Origin of the sequence: Kitasatospora sp. NBC_01266, from assembly GCF_036242395.1 — a bacterium.
Lineage (GTDB): Bacteria > Actinomycetota > Actinomycetes > Streptomycetales > Streptomycetaceae > Kitasatospora.
Map to the genome: position 1 here is coordinate 282,112 of NZ_CP108458.1, position 22,673 is coordinate 304,784.

The window sequence follows — 22,673 nt, forward strand, 5'->3', positions numbered from 1 at the left end:
AACGCGAGATGAATTCAGCATTCATAGTCCCGCCCTGCATTCGGGCCCCAATGGTTTTTGAGCGACCCTCAGTTGTCATCGGCTGACGAGTGTGGTTAGCCTGCAGCCGGCGAAGTACAACGCGATAGTTCGCGGTGCCGACATCGTCAGGGCAGCGTTGAACTACGAACAGCCAAGAAGGACGACCGTGCTGAACGGCCCACCCGCACAAAACGCTCTCACGGAACTCGAACTGGCGGGTCTGCACGATTCGCTGGCATCGCCGGTCAGCGAATCGATGAACTTCCTCAACGAGATCGCGCACCGGTTCCCCGATGCCATATCCCTGGCGGCCGGGCGGCCGTTCGAGGGCCTCTTCGACCTGGACGACGTCCACCGGTACTTCGACACCTACCGCCGGCACCTCACCGCGCGGCTGGGCGGCGACGAGGAGGCGGTGCGCCGCACGCTGCTGCAGTACGGGCGCACCAAGGGCATCATCCACGAGCTGATCGCCGAACACCTGCGGGTGGACGAGGACATCACCGCGGACCCGCAGGCCCTGGTCGTCACGGTCGGCTGCCAGGAGGCGCTCTACCTGACGCTGCGTGCGCTGCGCCGCTCTGACCAGGACGTGCTGCTGGCCGTGACCCCCAGCTACGTCGGGGTGCACGGCGCGGCCAGCCTGGTCGACATGCCGGTGCTGCCGGTCCGCGAGTCACCCGAGGGCATCGACCTGGACGACCTGCGGGCCCAGGCGGCGCGCGCCCGGGCGGCCGGGCTCAACCCCCGGGCCTGCTACGTGATCCCCGACTTCGCCAACCCGAGCGGGATCCGGCTGAGCCTCGAGGCACGGCAGCGGCTGCTGCGCATCGCCGCCGAGGAGGACCTCCTCCTCCTGGAGGACAACCCGTACGGCCTGTTCGGCGACCGGGCGCCCGCCGGTCCCCCGACCCTCAAGGCCCTGGACGACACCGCCCGGGTCGTCTACCTGGGGTCGTTCGCCAAGACCGGCCTGCCCGGCGCCCGGGTCGGCTACGTGCTGGCCGACCAGCGGGTTCCCGGTACGGACGGCCCGCTGGCCGACCAGCTGGCCAAGATCAAGAGCATGTTGACGGTCAACACCTCGCCGATCGCGCAGGCGGTCATCGGCGGCAAGCTGCTGGCCCACGGGTACAGCCTGCGGGCCGCCAACGCCCGCGAGACGGAGCACTACCGGAGCAACCTCGCGCAGGTCCTGGCCGGTCTCCAGGCACGCTTCGGCAGCACCGAGGGCGTCTCCTGGAACGCGCCCTCCGGCGGGTTCTTCCTGCTGCTCACCGTCCCCTTCCCGGTCGGCGACGAGTTGCTCGAGCTCAGCGCCGAGAAGTTCCGGGTGCTGTGGACGCCGGTGCACCACTTCTACGCCGACGCGCAGCCGCGCAATGTCATGCGGCTCTCCTTCAGCCACCTTCGGCCGAAAGAAATCGAAGAAGGATTGAACCGACTGGCGGACTTCATCCGTTATAGGCCGAGCACCTGATGGACAACCGGAAAGACACGGAGGCCGCACCGCCGATGGAGAATTACCCGCCGCTCCGCAGGAGCAAGCCGAGAAGCTGGGGGTGGACGTACCGATGACGGCCACCGCAACCGCCCCGGCCCGGATCGTCGGTGTCGGCACCGCCGTTCCGGAGCATTCCTATTCCCAGCAGGAGATCCTGGACATCTTCGGGATCCAGGACCCCCGGGTGCGCTCGATCTTCCTCAACAGCGCGATCGAACGCCGGTTCCTGACCCTGCCGCCCGAGGGTCCCGACGGCGCCCGGGTGCTGGAGGTGCAGGGCGAGCTGCTCGCCAAGCACAAGGCCCAGGCCGTCGACATGGGAGTGCGCGCCGTCCAGGAGTGCCTGAAGGAGGCCGGCGCGGACCTGTCCGACATCGGCTACCTCTGCTGCGTCACCACCACCGGCTTCCTCACCCCCGGCCTGAGCGCCCTGGTCATCCGCGAGTTGGGCATCGACCCGCGCACCAGCCGGCTCGACGTGGTCGGCATGGGCTGCAACGCCGGGCTCAACGCGCTCAACGCCGTCAACGGCTGGGCACGCGCCAACCCCGGCCGACTGGCCGTGATGGTCTGCGCGGAGGCCTGCTCCGCCACCTACGTCTTCGACGGCACCATGCGCACCTCGGTGGTCAACAGCCTCTTCGGCGACGGCGCCGCCGCCGTCGCGCTGCTCGCCGGCGAGCCCGAACTGCCGCTGCCCCAGGCCACCGGCCCGCACCTGCTGAAGTTCGCCAGCTACATCATCACCGACGCCATCGACGCGATGCGCTACGACTGGGACGGCGACCAGGACCGGTTCAGCTTCTACCTCGACCCGCACGTGCCCTACGTGGTCGGCGCGCACGCCGAACTCGTCGTCGACAGCCTGCTCGCGGGCACCGGGCTGCGCCGCAGCGACATCGGCCAGTGGCTGGTGCACTCCGGCGGCAAGAAGGTCATCGACGCCGTCGGCGTCAACCTCGGCCTGACCCGGCACGACCTGCGCCACACCACCAGCGTGCTGCGGGACTACGGCAACCTCTCCAGCGGCTCGTTCCTCTTCTCCTACCAGCGGCTGCTGGAGGAGCGGGTGGCCCAGCCGGGCGACTACTGCGTGCTGATGACCATGGGCCCCGGTTCCACCATCGAGACCGCGCTGGCCCGCTGGTGACCGCCCGCCCCGAGCAGCCCGCCCCCACCGAGCACGAAGGCCACACCACCATGAACCACACCCCCCAGCCGCTGCTCGTCGACGGTGCCCAGCCGCTGTCCGCCGAGACGGTGCAGGCCCTCAACGCGCGCTGCGACCAGGCCGAGGACAGCGGGACGGGTGCGCCGCTCGTCCTGCGGGTCACTGGCGCGCCGGCGACCGCGGTGACGGCACCGCTGCCGCTGGTCAACAAGTGGGAGCGCGCGCTGCGCCGCCTGGAGCGCCTCGACGTGCCCACCGTCGCGCTGGCCGACGGCGACTGCGGCGGCACCGCGCTGGAGGCCCTGCTGGCCACCGACCTGCGGATCGCCACGCCCGCGACCCGGCTGCTGCCGGCCGTCGGCACGGACGGTGCGAACGCCACGGACGGCGCGAACGGCGCGAACGGCGCGAACGGCACGGACGGCACGGACGGCACGGACGGCACGGACGGCACGGACGGCGCGAACGGCGTCTGGCCCGGGATGGCCCTCTATCGCCTGGTCAACCAGGCCGGCGCCGCCGCGACCCGCCGGAACGTCCTGTTCGGCACCGCGATACCGGCCGAGCGGGCGCTGGCCCTGCACCTGCTCGACCAGCTCGCCGACGACCCGTCAGCCGCCCTGGCGAGCGCCGCCGACCGGCTCACCGCCACGGTCGGCGCCGGGCTCGCCATCCGCCGGCAGCTGATGCACGACGCCACCACCGTCAGCTTCGAAGAGGCCCTCGGCCGCCACCTCGCCGCCTGCGACCGCCTGCTGCGCCAGGCAGCCGCCGAGGTGGCCCGATGACGACGTCCGCGATCGACACCGATCTGAGCGGCACGGACCTGCCCGGCACCGACCTGATCAGCACGGACCTGACCGCGGCCCGGCGCACCCTGGCCGGCGCGGCCGAGCGGACCGAGGCGCTGCTGGCCACGCTGCCCGAGCCGGCCGCCCGCACCCCCGAGCAACAGGCGCTCGCCACCGACGCCAAGAACGCCGCCCGCACGGTGCGCAGCCAGTTCATGCGGCAGCACGGCGAGGCCGTCTACCAGCAGCTGACCGACGGGCTCACCCTCGACCTGCGGCTGCCCGAGCTGGTCGCGGGCGCCACCGCCGGCTGGCCCGGACTGCTGGCCGGCGCCGAGGCGATGGCGGCCGAGCAGGGCAGGCCGCAGGCCGCGAAGGAGGGCCTGGAGATCGACCAGGGCATCTTCCTGCGCGAGGTGCTCCGCTCCCCCGTCTCGGGCCGCCACCTGATCGACGCGATGGCGCTGCCCACCGCCCGCGCGCTCCAGCTGCTGCCCGAGTTCCGCCGCACCGGCGAACTCGACCTCGGCTCGGTGCGGCTGGAGCGGCGCGACGGCGCGGCCCACCTGACCATGTGCCGCACCGACTGCCTCAACGCCGAGGACAACCGCCAGGTCGAGGACATGGAGACCGCCGTCGACCTGGCGCTGCTCGACCCGCAGGTGCGGGTCGGCCTGCTGCGCGGCGGCGAGATGACCCACCCCCGCTACCACGGGAAGCGGGTCTTCAGCGCCGGCATCAACCTCAAGAGCCTGCACACCGGCCAGATCTCGCTGGTCGACTTCCTGCTGCGCCGCGAACTCGGCTACATCAACAAGCTCTTCCGCGGTCTGCGGGTCGAGCACGCGGGCTCCTGGCACACACCCGTGATCGAGAAGCCCTGGGTGGCGGCCGTCGACACCTTCGCCATCGGCGGCGGTGCCCAGCTGCTGATGGTCTTCGACCGGGTCCTCGCCGCGGCCGACTCCTTCGTCAGCCTGCCCGCCGCCCAGGAGGGCATCGTGCCCGGCGCGGGCAACCTGCGGCTGGGCCGGCTGGCCGGCGGGCGCCTCTCCCGTCAGGTGGTGCTCTGGGGCCGCCGGATCCACGCCACCGAGCCCGATGCCGGCCTGCTGCTCGACGAGGTCGTCGAACCGGACCGGATGGACCAGGCTGTGGCCGAGTCGCTGGAGCGCCTCGACAGCCCGGCCGTGGTCACCAACCGCCGGATGCTCAACCTGGCCGAGGAGCCGCCGGAGCAGTTCCGGCAGTACATGGCGGAGTTCGCCGTGCAGCAGGCGCTGCGGCTGTACAGCCAGGACGTGATCGGCAAGGTCGGGCGCTTCTCGGCGGCCGCCACGGCCGCTGCTGCCGACCGCAGTTGACCGTAGCTGACCGTAGCTGACCGCGCGCCGGGCGAGATCGCTCCGGCCTGTGGTGCCGGCCCCGGCAGCACACAACCACCAGAAGAGCCGGAGAGCCGATGGACCTGGCAGACCTCACCCGCGTGCGCTACGAGAAGCGCGACCGCGTCGCCCATGTGACGCTGGACCGGCCCGACTGCCTGAACGCCATGGACCTGCGGATGCACGAGGAACTGGCCCGCGTCTGGGACGACTTCGAGGCGGACGACGAGGTGTGGCTGGCCGTCCTCAGCGGGGCCGGCGACCGCGCCTTCTCGGCCGGCCAGGACCTCAAGGAGCTCGCCGCCCGGATCGACCAGGGCAGCAACACCCCGGCCACCTTCGGCAGTCGCGGCAAGCCCGGCTGGCCCCGGCTCACCGAGCGCTTCGAGCTGGCCAAGCCGGTGCTCGCCCGGGTCAACGGCCACGCCTTCGGCGGCGGCTTCGAACTGGCCCTCGCCTGCGACGTGGTGGTGGCCGCCGAGCACGCCACCTTCGCCCTGCCCGAAGCCAAGCTCGGCCTGATGGCCGGCGCCGGCGGCGTCTTCCGGCTCTCCCGGCAGGCGCCGTACCGGATCGCCCTCGGCCACCTGATCACCGGCCGCCCGATGACCGCGACCCGCGCCCACGAACTCGGCCTGGTCAACGAGGTGGTGCCGGCCGAGGAACTGGACGCCTGCGTGGACGCCTGGATCGCGGACATCCTGCGCTGCGCCCCGCTGTCGGTGCGCGCGATCAAGCAGGCCGCGGCGGCCGCGGCCACCATGCCCCTGGAGCAGGCGTTCCGCACCCGCTTCCCGTGGGAGGAGCAGCGGATGCACAGCGAGGACGCGCTGGAAGGGCCGCGTGCCTTCGTCGAGAAGCGCGCACCGGACTGGAAAGCCCGCTGACCGACCGGCAGCCCGGCAAGTTGTTCCAGAGTTTGACCCTCGTTCACCGAACGGGCTCACGACATGACTCTGCCTCAGGCACCGTGACGCTCGAACATGATCCGCATACCCCCCGGATCGACGCCCGCCCCTGATCCGCGATCCACCGGGCCCGCGGCCCATCGGGCCCGCTGCCCACTGGATCCGGCCCCCACCCCCACCCGAAGAGACCACCTCGGAGTCTTCACCGCCGAGGTGACTCGCCTCTTCACCGCTGACCGTTGCCGCTGCCCGTCGCACGGCCACCGCTAGACGAACCGGAGCACCGAAGATGTCGGACATCCAATCCGTCACCTGGCCGCTGATGGCTGGACAGTCCGGGGTCTGGTTCGCCCAGCATCTGGACCCGTCGAATCCGTCGTACCAGATCGCCGAGTGCCTGGAGATCCACGGCCCGGTCGACCCGGTTCTCTTCGAGACCGCGCTGCGGCAGCTCGTCGCGGAGACGGACATCCTGCGGCTGCGCTTCGTGTCGAACGGCGCGGAGGTGCGCCAGGTGGTCGACCCGGCTCCGCAGTCACCGCTGCTGGTGCGGGACGTGAGTGCCGAGCCGGACCCGTGGGAGGCGGTGCAGGCGTGGATGCGGGCGGACCTGGCGCAGCCCGTCGACCTGGAGCACAGTGGCGCCTACTCGATGGCGATCTTCACGGCGGGCCCGGAGCGGTTCTACTGGTACCAGCGCGGTCACCACGTGGCCGGCGACGGCTACAGCGGCTCCCTGCTCGCCGGCCGGGTCGCCGAGATCTACACCGCCCTGGTCGAGGGGCGGCCCACCGGTGACCCGCTCCCGCCGCTGCGGAACCTGATCGAGGAGGACGCGGCCTACCGTGCCTCCGAGCAGTTCACCGAGGACCGCCGGTACTGGACGGAGCGCTTCGCCGACCACCCGGAGGCGGTCAGCCTCGGCGGCCGCTTCGCGCCGGCCGCGCACACCTGCATCCGCCACATCGAGGACCTCGCTCCCGAGACGGCGGAGCGAGTGCGCACGGCCGCCCGCCGCCTGAAGACCAGCCTGCCGGTCTTCGTCATGGCCGCGACCGCCCTCTACACCCACCGCCTGACCGGGGCCGAGGACATCGTCCTGGGCCTGCCGGTGGCCGGCCGCACCACCCGGCTCCAGCGCACCACGCCCGGCATGCTGGCCAACCTGCTGCCGATCCGCCTGACGCTGCGTCCGGACGCCGGCCTGGCCGACCTGACCCGCCAGGCCAGCAGCACCATGCGCGAGGCGCTGCGCCACCAGCGCTACCGCTACGAGGACCTGCAGCGTGACCTGAACCTGGTCGGCACCGGCGGCGCCCGCCTGTTCGGCTCGCAGGTCAACGTGATGGCCTTCGACTACGACCTGCGCTTCGCCGGTCACCCCAGCACCGCGCACAGTCTCACCAACGGCTCCGTCGACGACCTTTCGTTCGTGCTGTACGACCGCCAAGGCGGCCGGGGCATGCAACTGGTCGTGAACGCGAACCCGGCGGTGTACGACGCGGCCACCGCCGCCGAGCACGCCCAGCGGTTCGCCCGGCTGCTGGAGACACTGGCCGCCCCGGACGCGCTGGAGCTGCCGCTGACCCGGGTCGACCTGCTCACCCCGCAGGAGCGGCGGCGGGTGCTGGGCGAGTGGAACGACACGGCGGTCGAGGTTCCGGCGGGGACACTGCCGGAGCTGTTCGAGGCGCAGGCCGCGCGCACGCCGGACGCGGTGGCGGTGGTCTTCGAGGGTGTCCAGGTCGGCTACGGCGAGTTGAACGCGCGGGCGAACCGGTTGGCTCGGCTGCTGGTCGAACGCGGGGTGGGGCCCGAGTCGGTGGTGCCGGTGCTGATGGAGCGCTCGGTCGAACTGGTCGTGGCGCTGCTCGCGGCACTGAAGGCGGGTGGCGCGTATCTGCCCGTGGACCCGGACTACCCGGCCGAGCGCATCGCGTACGTGCTCGGCGAGGCGAACGCCCCGGTGGTCGTGACGCGTGAGCTGATTGACGAAGCGTCAGAATTTGTTACTGGCGACCTGGTTGGGCGTGGTCTGCGTCCGGAGCACCCGGCGTACGTCATCTTCACCTCGGGCTCGACCGGGCGCCCCAAGGGCGTTGTCGTCCCGCACGCCGGAATCGTCAACCGCCTGGCCTGGATGCAGGGCCAGTACCAGCTCACCACCTCCGACCGGGTCCTGCAGAAGACCCCGTTCGGATTCGACGTCTCCGTCTGGGAGTTCTTCTGGCCCCTGCTCGAAGGCGCCACCCTCGTCGTCGCCCGCCCCGGCGGCCACCGCGAACCCGGCTACCTGGCCAAGCTGATCCAGCACCAGCGGGTGACCATCACCCACTTCGTCCCCTCCATGCTCCAGGCCTTCCTCGCCGAACCCTCCGCAGTCTCCTGCACCGGGCTGCGCGCCGTCCTGTGCAGCGGCGAAGCCCTGCCCGCCGACCTGCGCGACGGCCTCACCCACCTCCTGCCCAACGTCCCACTCCACAACCTCTACGGCCCCACCGAAGCCTCCGTCGACGTCACCGCCTGGGCCTGCGCCGACGACACCACCAGCACCACCGTGCCCATCGGCCGACCCGTCTGGAACACCCAGCTCTACGTCCTCGACAACACCCTCCAACCCGTGCCCGCAGGCGTCCCCGGCGAGCTCTACATCGCCGGCATCCAACTCGCCCGCGGCTACCTGGGACGACCCGCCCTCACCGCCGAACGCTTCACCGCCGACCCCCACGGCCCGGCCGGCACCCGCATGTACCGCACCGGCGACCTCGCCCGATGGCGCACCGACGGCACCCTCGAATACCTCGGCCGCACCGACGACCAGATCAAACTCCGCGGCTTCCGCATCGAGTTGGGCGAAATCGAAGCCGCACTGGCCGCACACCCCGCCATCGCCCACGCCGCCGTCATCCTCCGCGAAGACACCCCCGGCGTCCGCAGACTGGTCGGCTACGCCGTCCCCACGAGCGAGTTCGACACCACCGACATACGGGCCCACCTCGCGGCAACCCTCCCCGAGTACATGGTCCCCACCACCATCGTCGCCCTCGACGCGCTGCCGCTAACCCTCAACGGCAAGCTCGACCGCCGCGCCCTGCCCGCCCCCGACCTCACCCCGACCACGGGCCGCACCCCGCGCACCCCACAGGAGGCACTTCTCTGCGAGGTGTTCTCCCAGGTCCTCGGCGTGCCCGAAGTCGGCATCGACGACAGCTTCTTCGACCTCGGCGGCCACTCCCTGCTCGCCACCCGCCTGATCAGCCGCATCCGCAGCACCCTCGACGTCGAACTGCCCATCCGCGCACTCTTCGAGGCACCCAGCGTCGCCACCCTCACCCAGCGACTGGACGACACCAGCAGGCGACGCCCGGCCCTGACTGCCGGTACGCGGCCCGAGGTACTGCCGCTCGCCTTCACCCAGCAGCGCCTCTGGTTCCTCAACGAGCTGGAGGGCCCGAACGCCACCTACAACATCCCGCTGGCGCTCCAGCTCACCGGCGACCTCGACATCGCCGCACTGGATGCCGCGCTGCGCGATGTCGTGGGCCGGCACGAGGTCCTGCGCACCGTCTTCCCGGCCGTCGACGGCCAGCCCCACCAGCAGATCCTGACCGCCGAAGCAGCGGGCTCGCTCCTCACCGCCACCGACTTCGACGAGCAGGCGATCATCCGGGCCGCCGCTCACGCGTTCGACCTGGCAGCCGAACTTCCGCTCCGCGCCTGGCTCTTCTCGCAGAGCACGGACAAGCACGTGCTGCTCGTCGTGGTCCACCACATCGCCGGCGACGGCTGGTCCACCGTCCCGCTCGCCCGCGACCTCTCCACCGCCTACACCGCCCGCCGCACCGGCCAGGCACCCACCTGGGAGGCACTGCCGGTCCAGTACGCCGACTACGCACTCTGGCAGCGCCAGTTGCTCGGCGCACCCGAGGACCCGGCGAGCCTGCTCACCGAGCAACTCACCTACTGGCGCACGGCCCTGGCCGAACTCCCCGAAGAACTGACCCTCCCCACCGACCGACCGCGCCCCACCACCGCCAGCCACCGCGGCGGCGACGTCGAGCTGGTCGTTCCCGCCGAACTCCGTCAGCGCTTGCAGGAGTTGGCGCAAGCCGAGGGCGTCACGCTCTTCATGGTGCTGCAGGCGGCACTCGCCGTCCTGATCTCCCGACTCGGCGCCGGCACCGACATCCCGATCGGCACCCCGGTCGCGGGCCGCACCGACGAGACACTGCACGACCTGGTCGGCTTCTTCGTCAACACCCTCGTCCTGCGCACCGATCTCACCGGCGACCCCACCTTCACCGAGCTCCTGCACCGCGTCCGCGAAACCGGCCTCAGCGCCTACGCCCACCAGGACATCCCCTTCGAGCGCCTGGTCGAAGAACTCGCCCCGACCCGCTCCATGGCCCGCCACCCGCTCTTCCAGGTCATGCTCACCCTGCAGAACAACACCCAAGCCGTGGTGGACCTCCCGGGGCTGGAGGCCACGGTGACGGCCGCCGGCCGGCCGGCCGCGAAGTTCGACCTGACCTTCGCGCTGGACGAGGAGTCCGGCACCTCCGGCCTGCACGGCAGCCTGACCTTCGCGGGCGACCTCTTCGACGCCGCCACCGCTCAGCAGCTCGCGGACCGCTTCCTCCGTGTCCTGCACACCGTGGCCGCCGAGCCGCACCGACCGCTCCACCGCGTCGACATCCTCGACAGCGCCGAGCGGCACCGGATCCTGACCGAGTGGAACGACACGGCGGTCGAGCCGGTGGCCGGTACGCTGCCGGAGCTGTTCGCGGTGCAGGTGGCGCGGACGCCGGACGCGGTCGCTGTGCTGGCCGACGGCGTCGAGCTGACTTACGCCGACCTGGACACACGGTCCAACGGGCTCGCCCGGCGCCTGATCGCCGAAGGCGTGGGCGCCGAGCACGGGGTCGCGGTGCTGATGGAACGCTCGGCCGACCTGGTGGTCGCCCTGCTGGCCGTGGTCAAGGCCGGCGGCTGCTACGTCCCACTGGACGCGCGCTACCCGCTCGCGCACCGCCGGACGATCGTCGCGGAGACCGGGGCGACGGTGGTCCTCACCGACGTCACACAGCACGAGCAGGCGGCGGAACTGGGACTCACTGTCCTGGAGGTCGGCACGGATTCCGGTGACGCCGTCGATGTGCGGTGCCAGGCAAGCCAGTTGGCGTACGTGATGTACACTTCCGGCTCCACCGGCCGCCCCAAGGGCGTCGCCATCACCCACCGCGACGTGGCCGCGCTCGCGATGGAGAGCCGGTTCGCGTCCCCGGACCTGGCACGGGTGCTACTGCACTCGCCGCACTCCTTCGACGCGTCGACCTTCGAGCTCTGGGTACCGCTGCTGACAGGCCGTCAGATCGTGGTGGCACCGGCACGCGATCTGACGGCGGCCTCGCTGGCCCGGGTGGTCACCGAGCACCGGGTCACCGCGCTCTTCCTCACCAGCGGCCTGTTCTCGCTCTTCGCGGACGAGGACGCGTGCTGCTTCGCGGGCCTGCGCGAGGTGTGGACCGGTGGTGACGTGACCTCCCCCGTCGCGGTGGCGCGGGTGCTGGCGAGCTGCCCGGACACGGCCGTGACGAACGTCTACGGCCCCACCGAGACCACCACCTTCGCCACCGCACACCTGGTGAGGGACACCCGCAGGGCGCTGCCGATCGGCCGCCCGCTGGACAACATGCGCGCCTACATCCTGGACGCACGCCTGCACCCGGTCCCGGCAGGCAGCATCGGCGAGCTCTACCTGGCCGGCGCGGGCCTGGCCCGTGGCTACCTGGACCGCCCCGCCCTGACCGCCGAGCGGTTCGTGGCAGCGCCGTTCGGCACCCCCGGCACCCGCATGTACCGCACCGGCGACCTGGCCCGCTGGAACCGCGACGGCGAGATCGAGTACGCCGGCCGCGCCGACCAGCAGGTCAAACTGCGCGGCTTCCGCATCGAGTTGGGCGAGATCGAGACCGCGCTGGTCACCCACCCCGCCGTCGCCCAGGCCGCCGTGGTCGTGCGCGCGGACACCCCCGGTGACAAGCGCATCGTCGCCTACACCGTCCCCACAGGCGAGTTGGACGTGCTCGCCGTGCGCACCCACCTCGCGGGCCTGCTGCCCGCGTACATGGTTCCCAGCGCGATCGTGCCGCTCGACGCCCTGCCGCTGACCGTCAACGGCAAGCTCGACCGCCGCGCCCTCCCCGCCCCCGACCTCACCCCGACCACGGGCCGCACCCCGCGCACCCCGCGCGAAGAGCTCCTCTGCGAACTGTTCGCCCAGGTGCTCGGCCTGCCGCAGGTCAGCATCGACGACAGCTTCTTCGACCTCGGCGGCCACTCCCTGCTCGCCACCCGCCTGGTCAGCCGGATCCGCACCGTGCTCGGCGTCGAACTGCCCATCCGCGCCCTGTTCGAGGCGTCGAGTGTCGCCACGCTGGCCGAGCGACTGGACGGGGCCGGCCAGGGACGTCCGGCACTCACCGCGAAGCCGCGCCCCGAGGCCGTACCGGTCTCCTTCGCCCAGCAACGCCTCTGGTTCCTCGGTGAGTTGGAGGGGCCGAGCGCCACCTACAACATCCCCATGGCGCTGCGCCTCACCGGCGCACTGGACGCGGCGGCCCTGCACCAGGCCCTGCGCGACGTGACCGAGCGGCACGAGGTACTGCGCACGGTCTTCCCGGCCGTCGACGGCCACCCGCGCCAGCAGGTGCTGCCGATCGACGCGGTGGGCCCGCTGCTGACCGTCGCCGAGACCGACGGGACCGACGAACCATCCATCGCCCGGGCCGCCGCTCACACCTTCGACCTGCGGGCCGACGTTCCGCTGCACGCCTGGCTCTTCTCGCGGAGTGCGACCGAGCACGTGCTGCTGCTGGTGGTGCATCACATCGCCGGTGACGGCTGGTCGATGGACCCGCTGGCCCGCGACCTCTCCACCGCCTACACAGCCCGCCTCACCGGCGGCACCCCCACCTGGGAGCCCCTGCCGGTCCAGTACGCGGACTACGCGCTCTGGCAGCGCGAGCTGCTCGGCTCACCCGAGGACCCGGCCGGCGTGCTCAGCCAGCAACTCGCCTACTGGCAGGCGGCACTGGCCGAACTGCCCGAGGAACTCGCACTGCCCACCGACCGACCGCGACCGGCCATCGCCAGCCACCAGGGCGGTTTCGTCGACCTGACCGTGCCCGCCGAGGTGCACCAGCGGCTGCAGGAACTCGCGCGGACCGAGGGGGTGACGGTGTTCATGGTGCTGCAGGCGGCTCTCGCCGTCCTGCTCTCCCGTCTGGGCGCCGGCACCGACATCCCGATCGGCACGGCGGTCGCCGGACGGATGGACGAGGGACTGCACGACCTGGTCGGTTTCTTCGTCAACACCCTCGTCATGCGCACCGACCTGACCGGCGGCCCCACTTTCACCGAACTCCTGCGCCGCGTCCGGGAAACCGGCCTCAGCGCCTTCGCCCACCAGGATGTGCCCTTCGAGCGCCTGGTCGAAGAGCTGGCCCCGGCGCGGTCCATGGCCCGCCACCCGCTCTTCCAGGTCATGCTCACCCTGCAGAACAACACCCAGGCGACCGTCGACCTGCCCGGCCTCACAGCGGCCCCCATGCCGACCGGGCCGGCGGCGGCGAGGTTCGACCTGGGCTTCAGCCTGGGCGAGGTCTTCGGGCCGGACGGGGCACCGGCCGGGTTGACCGGCCTGCTGACCTTCGCCGCCGACCTGTTCGACGCCATGACGGCCGAGCAGCTGGCACAGCGCTTCGTGCGGGTCCTGACGGGCGTACTGGCCGAGCCGCAGTCGCCGGTCGACCAGGTCGAGGTGCTGGGCGGCGCCGAGCGGCACCGGATCCTGACCGAGTGGAACGACACCGCCCACGAGGTCCCGGCGACCACCCTGCACCAGCTCTTCGAGGCGCAGGCGGCGCGCACGCCCGAGGCAGTGGCCGTCGCCCACGACAGTGCCGTCCTGAGCTATGCCGAGCTGAACACGCGAGCCAACCGCCTGGCCCGGCTGCTGGCCGGGCGCGGGATGGGGCCGGAGTCGCTGGTCGCGATCCTGATGGACCGCTCGGCCGAGGTCATCGTGGCCATGCTCGCGGTCCTCAAGGCTGGTGGCGCCTACGTGCCGATCGACCCCGACTACCCGCGCGACCGGATCGCCTACCTGCTGGACGACTCCCACCCGCAGGTCCTGCTCACCACCAGCGGATGCGCGGGCCGGGCAGGGGAACTGACGGATACTCAGATCCTGCTGCTGGACGGCCTTTCACTGTCCGACCACAGCGACGAGAACCCCGACACGGCTGCCACCCCGCAGCACCCGGCCTACGTCATCTACACCTCCGGCTCCACCGGCCGCCCCAAGGGCGTCCTGATCCCGCACGCCGCAGTCGTCAACTACGTCACCCGCTGCGCGGAGGCCTACCCCGAACTCTCCGGCAGCACCCTGCTACACGCCTCCATCTCCTTCGACGCCGGCATCACCGGCCTCTACGGCGCACTCACCACCGGCGGCCGGGTACGCATCGCCGCCCTGGACGAGCACCTCCCGGAGGTCCTCGCCAACGAACCGCTGACCTTCCTCAAGGCCACCCCCAGCGGCCTCTCCTACCTCGACGCCCTCTCCGACACCCACGTCCCCACCGGCCGCCTCATGGTCGGCGGCGAAGCCGTCCAAGCCACCCAACTCCAGCAGTGGCGACACCGCCACCCCCACGTCGCCATCGTCAACCACTACGGCCCCACCGAAACCACCGTCGGCTGCACCGACCACCCCCTCGACACCGACGAACTCGGCACCGTGGTCCCGATCGGGCGTCCCATGTGGAACACCCGCGCCTACGTCCTCGACGCAGCACTGCGCCCAGTACCCACCGGCGTCCCCGGCGAGCTCTACATCGCCGGCACCCAACTCGCCCGCGGCTACCTGGGCCGCCCGAGCCTGACCGCCGAACGCTTCATCGCAGCACCGTTCGGAGCCCCGGGCGAGCGCATGTACCGCACCGGCGACCTCGCCCGCTGGAACCACCACGGCAACCTCGAATACCTCGGCCGCACCGACGACCAGATCAAGATCCGCGGCTACCGCATCGAACTCGGCGAAATCGAAGCCGCCCTGGCCACGCAACCCGGCATCACCCAGGCCACCGTCATCGTCCGCGAAGACAGACTGATCGGATACGTAGCCGCCACACCGGACCTGGATGCCGCACAGCTCCGTACGCAACTCGCCGCCCAACTCCCCGACTACATGGTCCCCACCGCCATCGTGGTCCTGGACACGCTCCCCCTGACCGTCAACGGCAAGCTCGACCGCCGCGCCCTCCCCGCCCCCGACCTCACCACCACCACCCCGAACTACCGCGCCCCGTCCACCACACAGGAAACGGTCCTCTGCGAGGTCTTCGCCGAGGTCCTCGGCCTGCCCCAAGTCGGCCTCGACGACAACTTCTTCGAACTCGGCGGCCACTCCCTGCTCGCCGTCACCCTCGTCGAACGCATCCGCACCCACGGCATCAACATCAACATCCGCGCCCTCTTCACCACCCCCACCGTCGCCGGCCTCACCACCGCCACCAGCACCGGAGCCAGCACCACCGAGATCACCATCCCCCCGAACCTGATCCCCACCGACGCCCAGCACCTCACCCCCCAGATGCTCCCCCTGATCGACCTCACCCCCCACGAGATCGACCGCATCACCACCACCTTCCCCGGCGGCGCACCCAACATCGCCGACATCTACCCCCTCGCGCCCCTCCAGGAAGGCATCTTCTTCCACCACCTGATGGCCACCGGTGAGGGCGGCGAGGACATCTACGTCATGCCGACCATGCTGACCTTCGATTCACGCGAGCGCCTGGACACCTTCCTCGGCGCACTCCAGCGCGTGATCGACCGGCACGACATCCTGCGCACCGCCGTGCTCTGGCAGGACCTCGCCGAGCCGGTCCAGGTCGTCGCCCGTCAGGCCGCCCTCCCCGTCGAGCGGCACCAGCTCCACAGCGCGGACCCGGTGGCCGAGCTCTACGCCGCCTGCCCGGCGTCGATGGACCTGACCCGGGCGCCGCTGCTGCGCGCCCACATCGCCGCCGAACCGGGCAGCGACCGCTGGCTGCTGCTGCTCCAGCGCCACCACCTGGTCACCGACCACACCGCGCTGGACGTGCTGCTGGCCGAGATCCAGGCGATCCTGGCCGGCGAAGAGGACCGGCTGCCCGCCCCGCTGCCGTTCCGTGACTTCGTCGCCCAGGCCCGCCTCGGCGTCTCCCGCGAGGAACACGAGAAGTTCTTCACCGAACTGCTCGGCGACATCACCGAACCCACCGCCCCCTTCGGCCTGCTGGACGTACGCGGCAACGGCAGCCGGGTGACGGAGGCCGAACTCCCGCTGACCGCCGAGCTGGCCGCGCGAGTGCGCGAGCAGGCCAAGGCGCTCGGCGTCAGCCCGGCCACCCTCTTCCACGTCGTCTGGGCCCGGGTCGTCGCCGCCACCGCCAACCGCGACGATGTCGTCTTCGGCACCCTGCTCTTCGGCCGGATGAACGCCGGCAGCGGCGCCGACCGGGTGCCCGGCCTGTTCATCAACACCCTGCCGGTGCGCCTCTCCCTCCCGGGGATCAGCGCCCTGGCGGCGGTGCGCGCCATGCGCGGGCGGCTCGCCGACCTGCTGGTGCACGAGCACGCCCCGCTCGCGCTCGCCCAGCGGGCCGCCGGGATCGGTGGCTCAGCCCCGCTTTTCACCGCGCTGCTCAACTACCGCCACAGCCACGCCCCCGAGGACGGCACGGACGCCGGGCTGCCGGGGGTCGAGGCCGAGCACGGGCAGGACCGCACCAACTACCCGCTCACCATGGCGATCGACGACCTCGGCAGCGGGTTCCGGCTCTCCGTCCAGGCGATCGACCCCATCGACCCCGAGTTGGTCTGCGCCCTGGCGCACACCGCCCTGCAGGGCCTGCTCACCGCACTGGAGAGCGCCCCCGACACCCCGTTGACCGAGATCGAGGTGCTCACCGAGGCACAGCGGCACACGGTGCTGACCGGGTGGAACGACACCGCCGTCGACACTCCCGCCGTGAGCCTGACCGAGCTGTTCGAGGCACAGGTGGCTCGGACCCCGGACGCGGTGGCGCTGGTGCAGGAGGACACCGAGCTGAGCTATGCCGAACTCAACGCCCGGGCCAACCGCCTGGCCCGCCTGCTCGCCGAGCGCGGGGTGGGCGCCGAGTCGCTGGTGCCGGTGCTGATGGGGCGTTCGGCGCAGCTGGTGGTCACGCTGCTGGCCGTGCTCAAGGCGGGCGGCGCGTACGTGCCGATCGACGCGCGGGCGCCCGAGGCGCGGATGGCGGTGGTGTACCAGGACGCGGGTGCCGGGCTGCTGCTGGTGGACGAGGTGACGCGCGAGCACGGATTCGTCCGGGACGTCGCGGCGACGGGCGCCGACGTGCTGGTGGTCGACGCGGCCACCGGAGCGGGTGACGCGTCGGACCTGGCGGTGCACAACCCGGCGGTGCACAGCCTGCCCGATCAGCCGATGTACGTGATGTACACCTCCGGCTCGACCGGCGTGCCGAAGGGCATCGCCAACACCCACCGCGGCGTGGTGGAGCTGGTCTCGGACCGGTGCTGGCGGGAGACGGTGCCGCAGCGCGTGCTCTTCCAGTCCCCGCACGCCTTCGACGCCTCGACCTACGAGTTGTGGGTACCGCTGACGGCGGGTGGCACGGTGGTGGTGGCCCCGGAGGGCCGGCTGGACGCGGCGGCGATCCGCTCGCTCAAGACCCGGCACCGGTTGACCCACCTGCACCTGACGGCCGGCCTGTTCCGGGTGCTCGCGGAGGACGACCCGGCCGCGTTCGCCGGCATCCACGAGGTGGGCACCGGCGGCGACATCGTCCCCGCGACGGCAGTTCGGCGGGTGCTGGACGCCTGCCCCGGCATCGTGGTCCGCAACACCTACGGACCGACGGAGACCACGCTCTGCGCCACCCAGGTCCCGGTGGTCGACAGCGGGCAGGTGCCGCCGGTGCTGCCGATCGGCCGGCCGATGGACAACACCCGCGCCTACGTGCTGAACGACGCACTGCGGCCGGTGCCCGTGGGGACGGCCGGCGAGCTGTACCTGGCCGGGACCGGCCTGGCGCGCGGCTACCTGGGCCGGGCCGACCTGACCGCGCAGCGGTTCGTCGCGGACCCGTTCGCCCCGGCCGGCGGCGGCGCGCGGATGTACCGCACCGGGGACCTGGTGCGGTGGACGGCCGAGGGGCAGTTGGAGTTCGTCGGACGCGCCGACGACCAGGTGAAGATCCGCGGCTTCCGGATCGAACTCGGCGAGGTCGAGGCCGTGTTGAGTGCCCACCCGGCGCTCGCCGACGCGGCCGTGATCGCCCGCGAGGACCGCCCGGGCGACAAGCGCCTGGCCGCCTACGCCGTCCTCGCCGACCCGGCCGACACCACGGTCACCGTGGACGACCTGCGCCGGTACCTGGCCGACTCGCTGCCGGACTACATGGTCCCGTCGGCGGCCGTGCTGCTGCCGGCGCTGCCGCTGACCACCAACAACAAGCTCGACCGCAAGGCGCTGCCGGCCCCCGACCTCAGCTCGGCGGCTGCCCACCGGGCCCCGACCACGCCCCGTGAGCAGCAGTTGTGCGAGGCCTTCGCCCAGGTCCTGGGCGTGCCCGAGGTCGGCCTGGACGACAACTTCTTCGAGCTGGGCGGGCATTCACTGCTGGCGACCCGGCTGGTCAGCCGGATCCGCACCGTACTGAACGTGGAACTGCCGATCCAGGCCCTCTTCGAGGCGCCGACGGTCGCCGGGGTGGGCGAACGGCTCGATGCACTGAACAAGCTCAACAAGAAGGCACGGCCCGCGTTCCGGGCAATGCGCGGGCAGAAGGAGTCCTGATGATCCCGGTTTCATTCGCACAGCAGCGCCTGTGGTTCCTGAGCGAGTTGGAGGGGCCGAACGCCACCTACAACATCCCGCTCTGCCTGCGGCTGACCGGCACGCTGGACCCGCTGGTGCTGGATGCCGCACTGCGCGACGTGACCGCGCGCCACGAGGTGCTGCGCACGGTCTTCCCGGCCGTCGACGGGCAGCCCTGGCAGGACATCAAGGAGCCGGACTCGGTCGGCCCGCTGCTGACCGTGGTCGACGCGTCCGCCTTCGACGAAGCGGCGCTCAGCTCGGCGGTGGCCGGGGCCGCGCGCTGCGTCTTCGCGCTGGCGAGCGAACTCCCGCTCCGGGTCTGGCTGTTCTCGCGGAGCGCGACCGAGCACGTGCTGCTGCTGGTGGTGCACCACATCGCCGGTGACGGCTGGTCGATGGGCCCGCTGGCCCGGGACGTCTCGCAGGCCTACCAGGCCCGGCTGGCGGGTCTCGCCCCGCAGTGGGAGGAACTGCCCGGCCAGTACGCGGACTACGCGCTCTGGCAGCGCGAGCTGCTGGGTGAGGAGGACGACCCGGAGAGCCTGCTCACCGAGCAACTGGCCTACTGGCGCTCGGCCCTGGCGGAGCTGCCGGAGGAGCTGGCGCTACCGGCCGACCGCCCGCGCCCGGCGGTCGCCGGCCACCGGGGCGGCACGGTCGAATTCACCGTCCCCGCCGAACTGCACAGCGGTGTCGTCGAGCTGGCGCGGGCCAAGGGCGGAACCGTCTTCATGGTGCTGCAGGCGGCGCTCGCCGTGCTGCTGTCGCGCCTGGGCGCCGGGACGGACATCCCGATCGGCACGGCGGTCGCCGGACGGATGGACGAGGGGCTGAACGACCTGGTCGGGTTCTTCGTCAACACGCTGGTGCTGCGCACCGACCTGTCCGGGGACCCGTCCTTCACCCAGGTGCTGAACCGCGCGCGGCAGGCCGGCCTCGGCGCGTTCGCCCACCAGGACGTGCCGTTCGAGCGGCTGGTGGAGGAGCTGGCCCCGGCGCGCTCGATGGCCCGCCACCCGCTCTTCCAGGTCATGCTCTCGCTGCAGAACAACGCCCGGCCGGCACTGGATCTGCCCGGCCTGACCGCCGAGCCGCTGGCCGCCGGGCAGGCCCCCGCCAAGTTCGATCTGGCCTTCACCTTCGGCGAGGAGTCCGGCGCGGGCGGCGTGCCGGCCGGGCTGTCCGGGAGCGTGACCTTCGCACTGGACCTCTTCGACCTCGAAACGGCCGAGCGGATCAGCGCACGCTTCGTCCGGGTGCTGCGGGCTGTGCTGGCCCAGCCGGACCGGCCCGTGTCGGCCGTCGAGGTGCTCGATGAGGTCGAGCGGCGGCGGGTGTTGGTGGAGTGGAACGACACCGAGCACGAGGTCCCCGCCGGTACGCTGCCGGAGCTGTTCGCGGCGCAGGTGGCGCGGACGCCGGACGCGGTGGCGCTGGTCTGCGGGGACGTGGAGTTGACGTTCGCGGAACTGGACGCACGCGCCAACGGGCTCGCCCGACGCCTGATCGCCGAGGGCGTGGGCGTGGGCGCCGAGCGCGGCGTCGCGGTGCTGATGGAACGCTCGGCCGACCTGGTGGTCGCGCTGCTGGCGGTGGTCAAGGCCGGCGGCTGCTACGTGCCGCTGGACGCGCGCTACCCGCTCGCCCACCGCCAGACCATCGTCGCGGAAACCGGGGCGACGGTGGTCCTCACCGACACCACACTGCGCGAACAGGCGGCAGAACTGGGACTCACCGTCCTGGAGGTCGGCACGGACACCGGTGACGCCGTCGATGTGCGGTGCCAGGCAAGCCAGTTGGCGTACGTGATGTACACCTCCGGCTCCACCGGCCGCCCCAAGGGCGTCGCCATCACCCACCACGACGTCACCGCACTCGCGACCGACCGCCGATTCGCCGGCCCCGCCATGGAACGCGTCCTACTGCACTCCCCGCACTCCTTCGACGCCTCCACCTTCGAACTGTGGGTGCCCCTACTGACGGGCCGTCAACTCATCGTCGCCCCACCCGGCGACATCACCGCGGCCTCGCTCGGCCGCCTGATCACCGACCACGACATCACCGGACTCTGGCTCACCGCAGGCCTGTTCGCCCTCATCGCCGACGAAGACCCCCACTGCCTCCACGGCGTGCGCGAAGTATGGACCGGCGGCGACGTCGTCTCCCCCAACGCCGTCACCCGCGTGCAGACCGCCTGCCCCGGCACCACCGTCGTCAACGGCTACGGGCCCACCGAGACCACCACCTTCGCCACCACCCACACCGCCACCCACCACCCCGGCCCCCTGCCCATCGGCCGCCCACTCGACAACACGCGCGCCTACCTCCTCGACGCACACCTGCGCCCCGTCCCCGAAGGCAGCACCGGCGAGCTCTACCTGGCCGGCGCCGGCCTCGCACGCGGCTACCTGGACCGCCCCGCCCTCACCGCCGAACGCTTCATCGCGGCACCCTTCGGAACCCCGGGCGAGCGCATGTACCGCACCGGCGACCTCGCCCGCTGGAACCGCGACGGCGAACTCGAATACGCCGGCCGCGCCGACCAGCAGGTCAAACTGCGCGGCTTCCGCATCGAACTCGCCGAAATCGAAACCGTATTGACCGCCCACCCAACCATCGCGCAAGCCGCCGTCATCGTGCGCGAGGACAACCCCGGCGACAAGAGCCTGGTCGCCTACACCGTCCCAGCGGGCGAGTTGGACGTGCTCGCCGTGCGCACCCACCTCGCGGGCCTGCTGCCCGCCTACCTGGTCCCCAGCGCGATCATCGCCCTCGACACCCTCCCGCTGACCGTCAACGGCAAGCTCGACCGCCGCGCCCTGCCCGCCCCCGACCTCACCCCGACCACGCGCCGCGAACCCCGCACCCCGCACGAGGAGGTCCTGGCCACGCTCTTCGCCGAGGTCCTCGCGCTGCCCCGGGTCGGCATCGACGACGACTTCTTCGACCTCGGCGGCCACTCCCTGCTCGCCACCCGCCTGATCAGCCGCATCCGCACCACCCTCGGCGAGGAGCTGGCCTTGCGGGACCTGTTCGAGGCGCCCACCGTGGCCGACCTCGCGCAGCGGCTGACGACAGGGGCCGAGCTCGGCGACAAGTTCGCCGAGCTGATGCCCCTGCGCCGCGAGGGCCAACTGCCGCCGCTGTTCTGCGTCCACGCCGGATACGGCGTCGCGCTGGGCTACAGCCGGCTGCTGCCCTACCTGCCCGACCGTCCGATCTACGCCCTCCAGGCGCGCAGCCTCGCCCGGGACGAGGGGCTGCCCGAGACCGTCGAGCAGATGGCCGCCGACTATGTGGCCCTCATCCGCGAGGTCCAGCCGTCGGGCCCGTACCACCTGCTGGGCCACTCCTTCGGCGGCCTGGTGGTCCACGCCATCGCCGACCGGCTGCAGCGCCTCGGCGAGGAGGTGGCCGTGCTGGGCATCATGGACGCCTACCCGTACGCGACCTACACGGTGAAGGGCGCCGAGCGGGACGAGCAGGAGACGCTGGCGGTCTTCCTGGAGATGTTCCAGGTCGAACGCCCGAGCCCGGAGGGTGCGCCGCTCACCCGGGAGCAGGTGCTGCAGACCCTGGTGGAGGCGTCCTTCTCCACCTTCTCCGCCGAGGACCTCGGCGCGATGGGCGACGCCTGGGAGCGCCACGTCCGGATGATGCGGGACTTCGAGCCCGCCCAGGTTCGCGGCGACGTACTCTTCTTCACCGCCGACCGCCGGCGCCCCGAGGGCACCCCGCCGGCCACCGTCTGGGCCCCGCACATCGAGGGCCGCATCATCGACCACCACCTGGACGCCACCCACCACGGCCTGATGGATCCCGAGCCCCTCGCCGAGATCGCCCGGGCGATCACCGAGTTCACGAAGGGACGAGGCCTGACCGACGCGTGAGACGCGTCCGGGGCGGGCGGGCGGACAACCCGCCCGCCCCGGAACACGACGGGTCGGCCCGTCGGC

The 22,673-nt window shown here is 71.9% G+C and carries 7 protein-coding genes; all 7 read left to right on the plus strand.

The window, feature by feature from the left end; genetic code table 11:
* Positions 1 to 277: 277 nt before the first annotated feature.
* The 7 genes from OG403_RS01340 to OG403_RS01370 all read left to right on the plus strand — a co-directional run bounded on the left by OG403_RS01340 (position 278) and on the right by OG403_RS01370 (position 22,607).
* On the plus strand, positions 278 to 1,501 hold the full coding sequence (locus OG403_RS01340) for an aminotransferase-like domain-containing protein (protein ID WP_329560672.1): 1,224 nt from the start codon (positions 278 to 280) through the stop codon (positions 1,499 to 1,501).
* A 94-nt stretch (positions 1,502 to 1,595) separates the two neighbouring features.
* Positions 1,596 to 2,675 (plus strand): 3,5-dihydroxyphenylacetyl-CoA synthase DpgA, encoded by a 1,080-nt coding sequence (gene dpgA / locus OG403_RS01345; protein ID WP_329560674.1) that lies wholly within the window; start codon positions 1,596 to 1,598, stop codon positions 2,673 to 2,675.
* Positions 2,672 to 3,484 carry an enoyl-CoA-hydratase DpgB gene (locus OG403_RS01350; RefSeq protein ID WP_442910846.1) on the plus strand — a complete coding sequence of 271 codons (813 nt, stop codon included), beginning with the start codon at positions 2,672 to 2,674 and terminating at the stop codon, positions 3,482 to 3,484. Before dpgA ends, OG403_RS01350 begins: the two co-directional genes overlap by 4 nt.
* The gene (gene dpgC / locus OG403_RS01355) at positions 3,481 to 4,851 is read left to right on the plus strand and encodes a (3,5-dihydroxyphenyl)acetyl-CoA 1,2-dioxygenase DpgC (RefSeq protein ID WP_329560676.1); all 1,371 of its coding nucleotides are present in this window, start codon (positions 3,481 to 3,483) and stop codon (positions 4,849 to 4,851) included. Before OG403_RS01350 ends, dpgC begins: the two co-directional genes overlap by 4 nt.
* A 98-nt stretch (positions 4,852 to 4,949) precedes the next feature.
* A complete protein-coding gene (gene dpgD, locus OG403_RS01360) occupies positions 4,950 to 5,759 on the plus strand; it encodes an enoyl-CoA-hydratase DpgD (protein ID WP_329560678.1) in 810 nt (269 codons plus the stop codon).
* 310 nt (positions 5,760 to 6,069) lie between these two features.
* On the plus strand, positions 6,070 to 18,693 hold the full coding sequence (locus OG403_RS01365) for a non-ribosomal peptide synthetase (protein WP_329560680.1): 12,624 nt from the start codon (positions 6,070 to 6,072) through the stop codon (positions 18,691 to 18,693).
* Positions 18,693 to 22,607: a non-ribosomal peptide synthetase gene (locus OG403_RS01370; protein WP_329560682.1), complete on the plus strand. Its 3,915-nt coding sequence runs from the start codon at positions 18,693 to 18,695 to the stop codon at positions 22,605 to 22,607. The genes OG403_RS01365 and OG403_RS01370 overlap by 1 nt, the downstream gene beginning before the upstream one ends.
* The last annotated feature ends 66 nt before the right edge of the window (positions 22,608 to 22,673 follow it).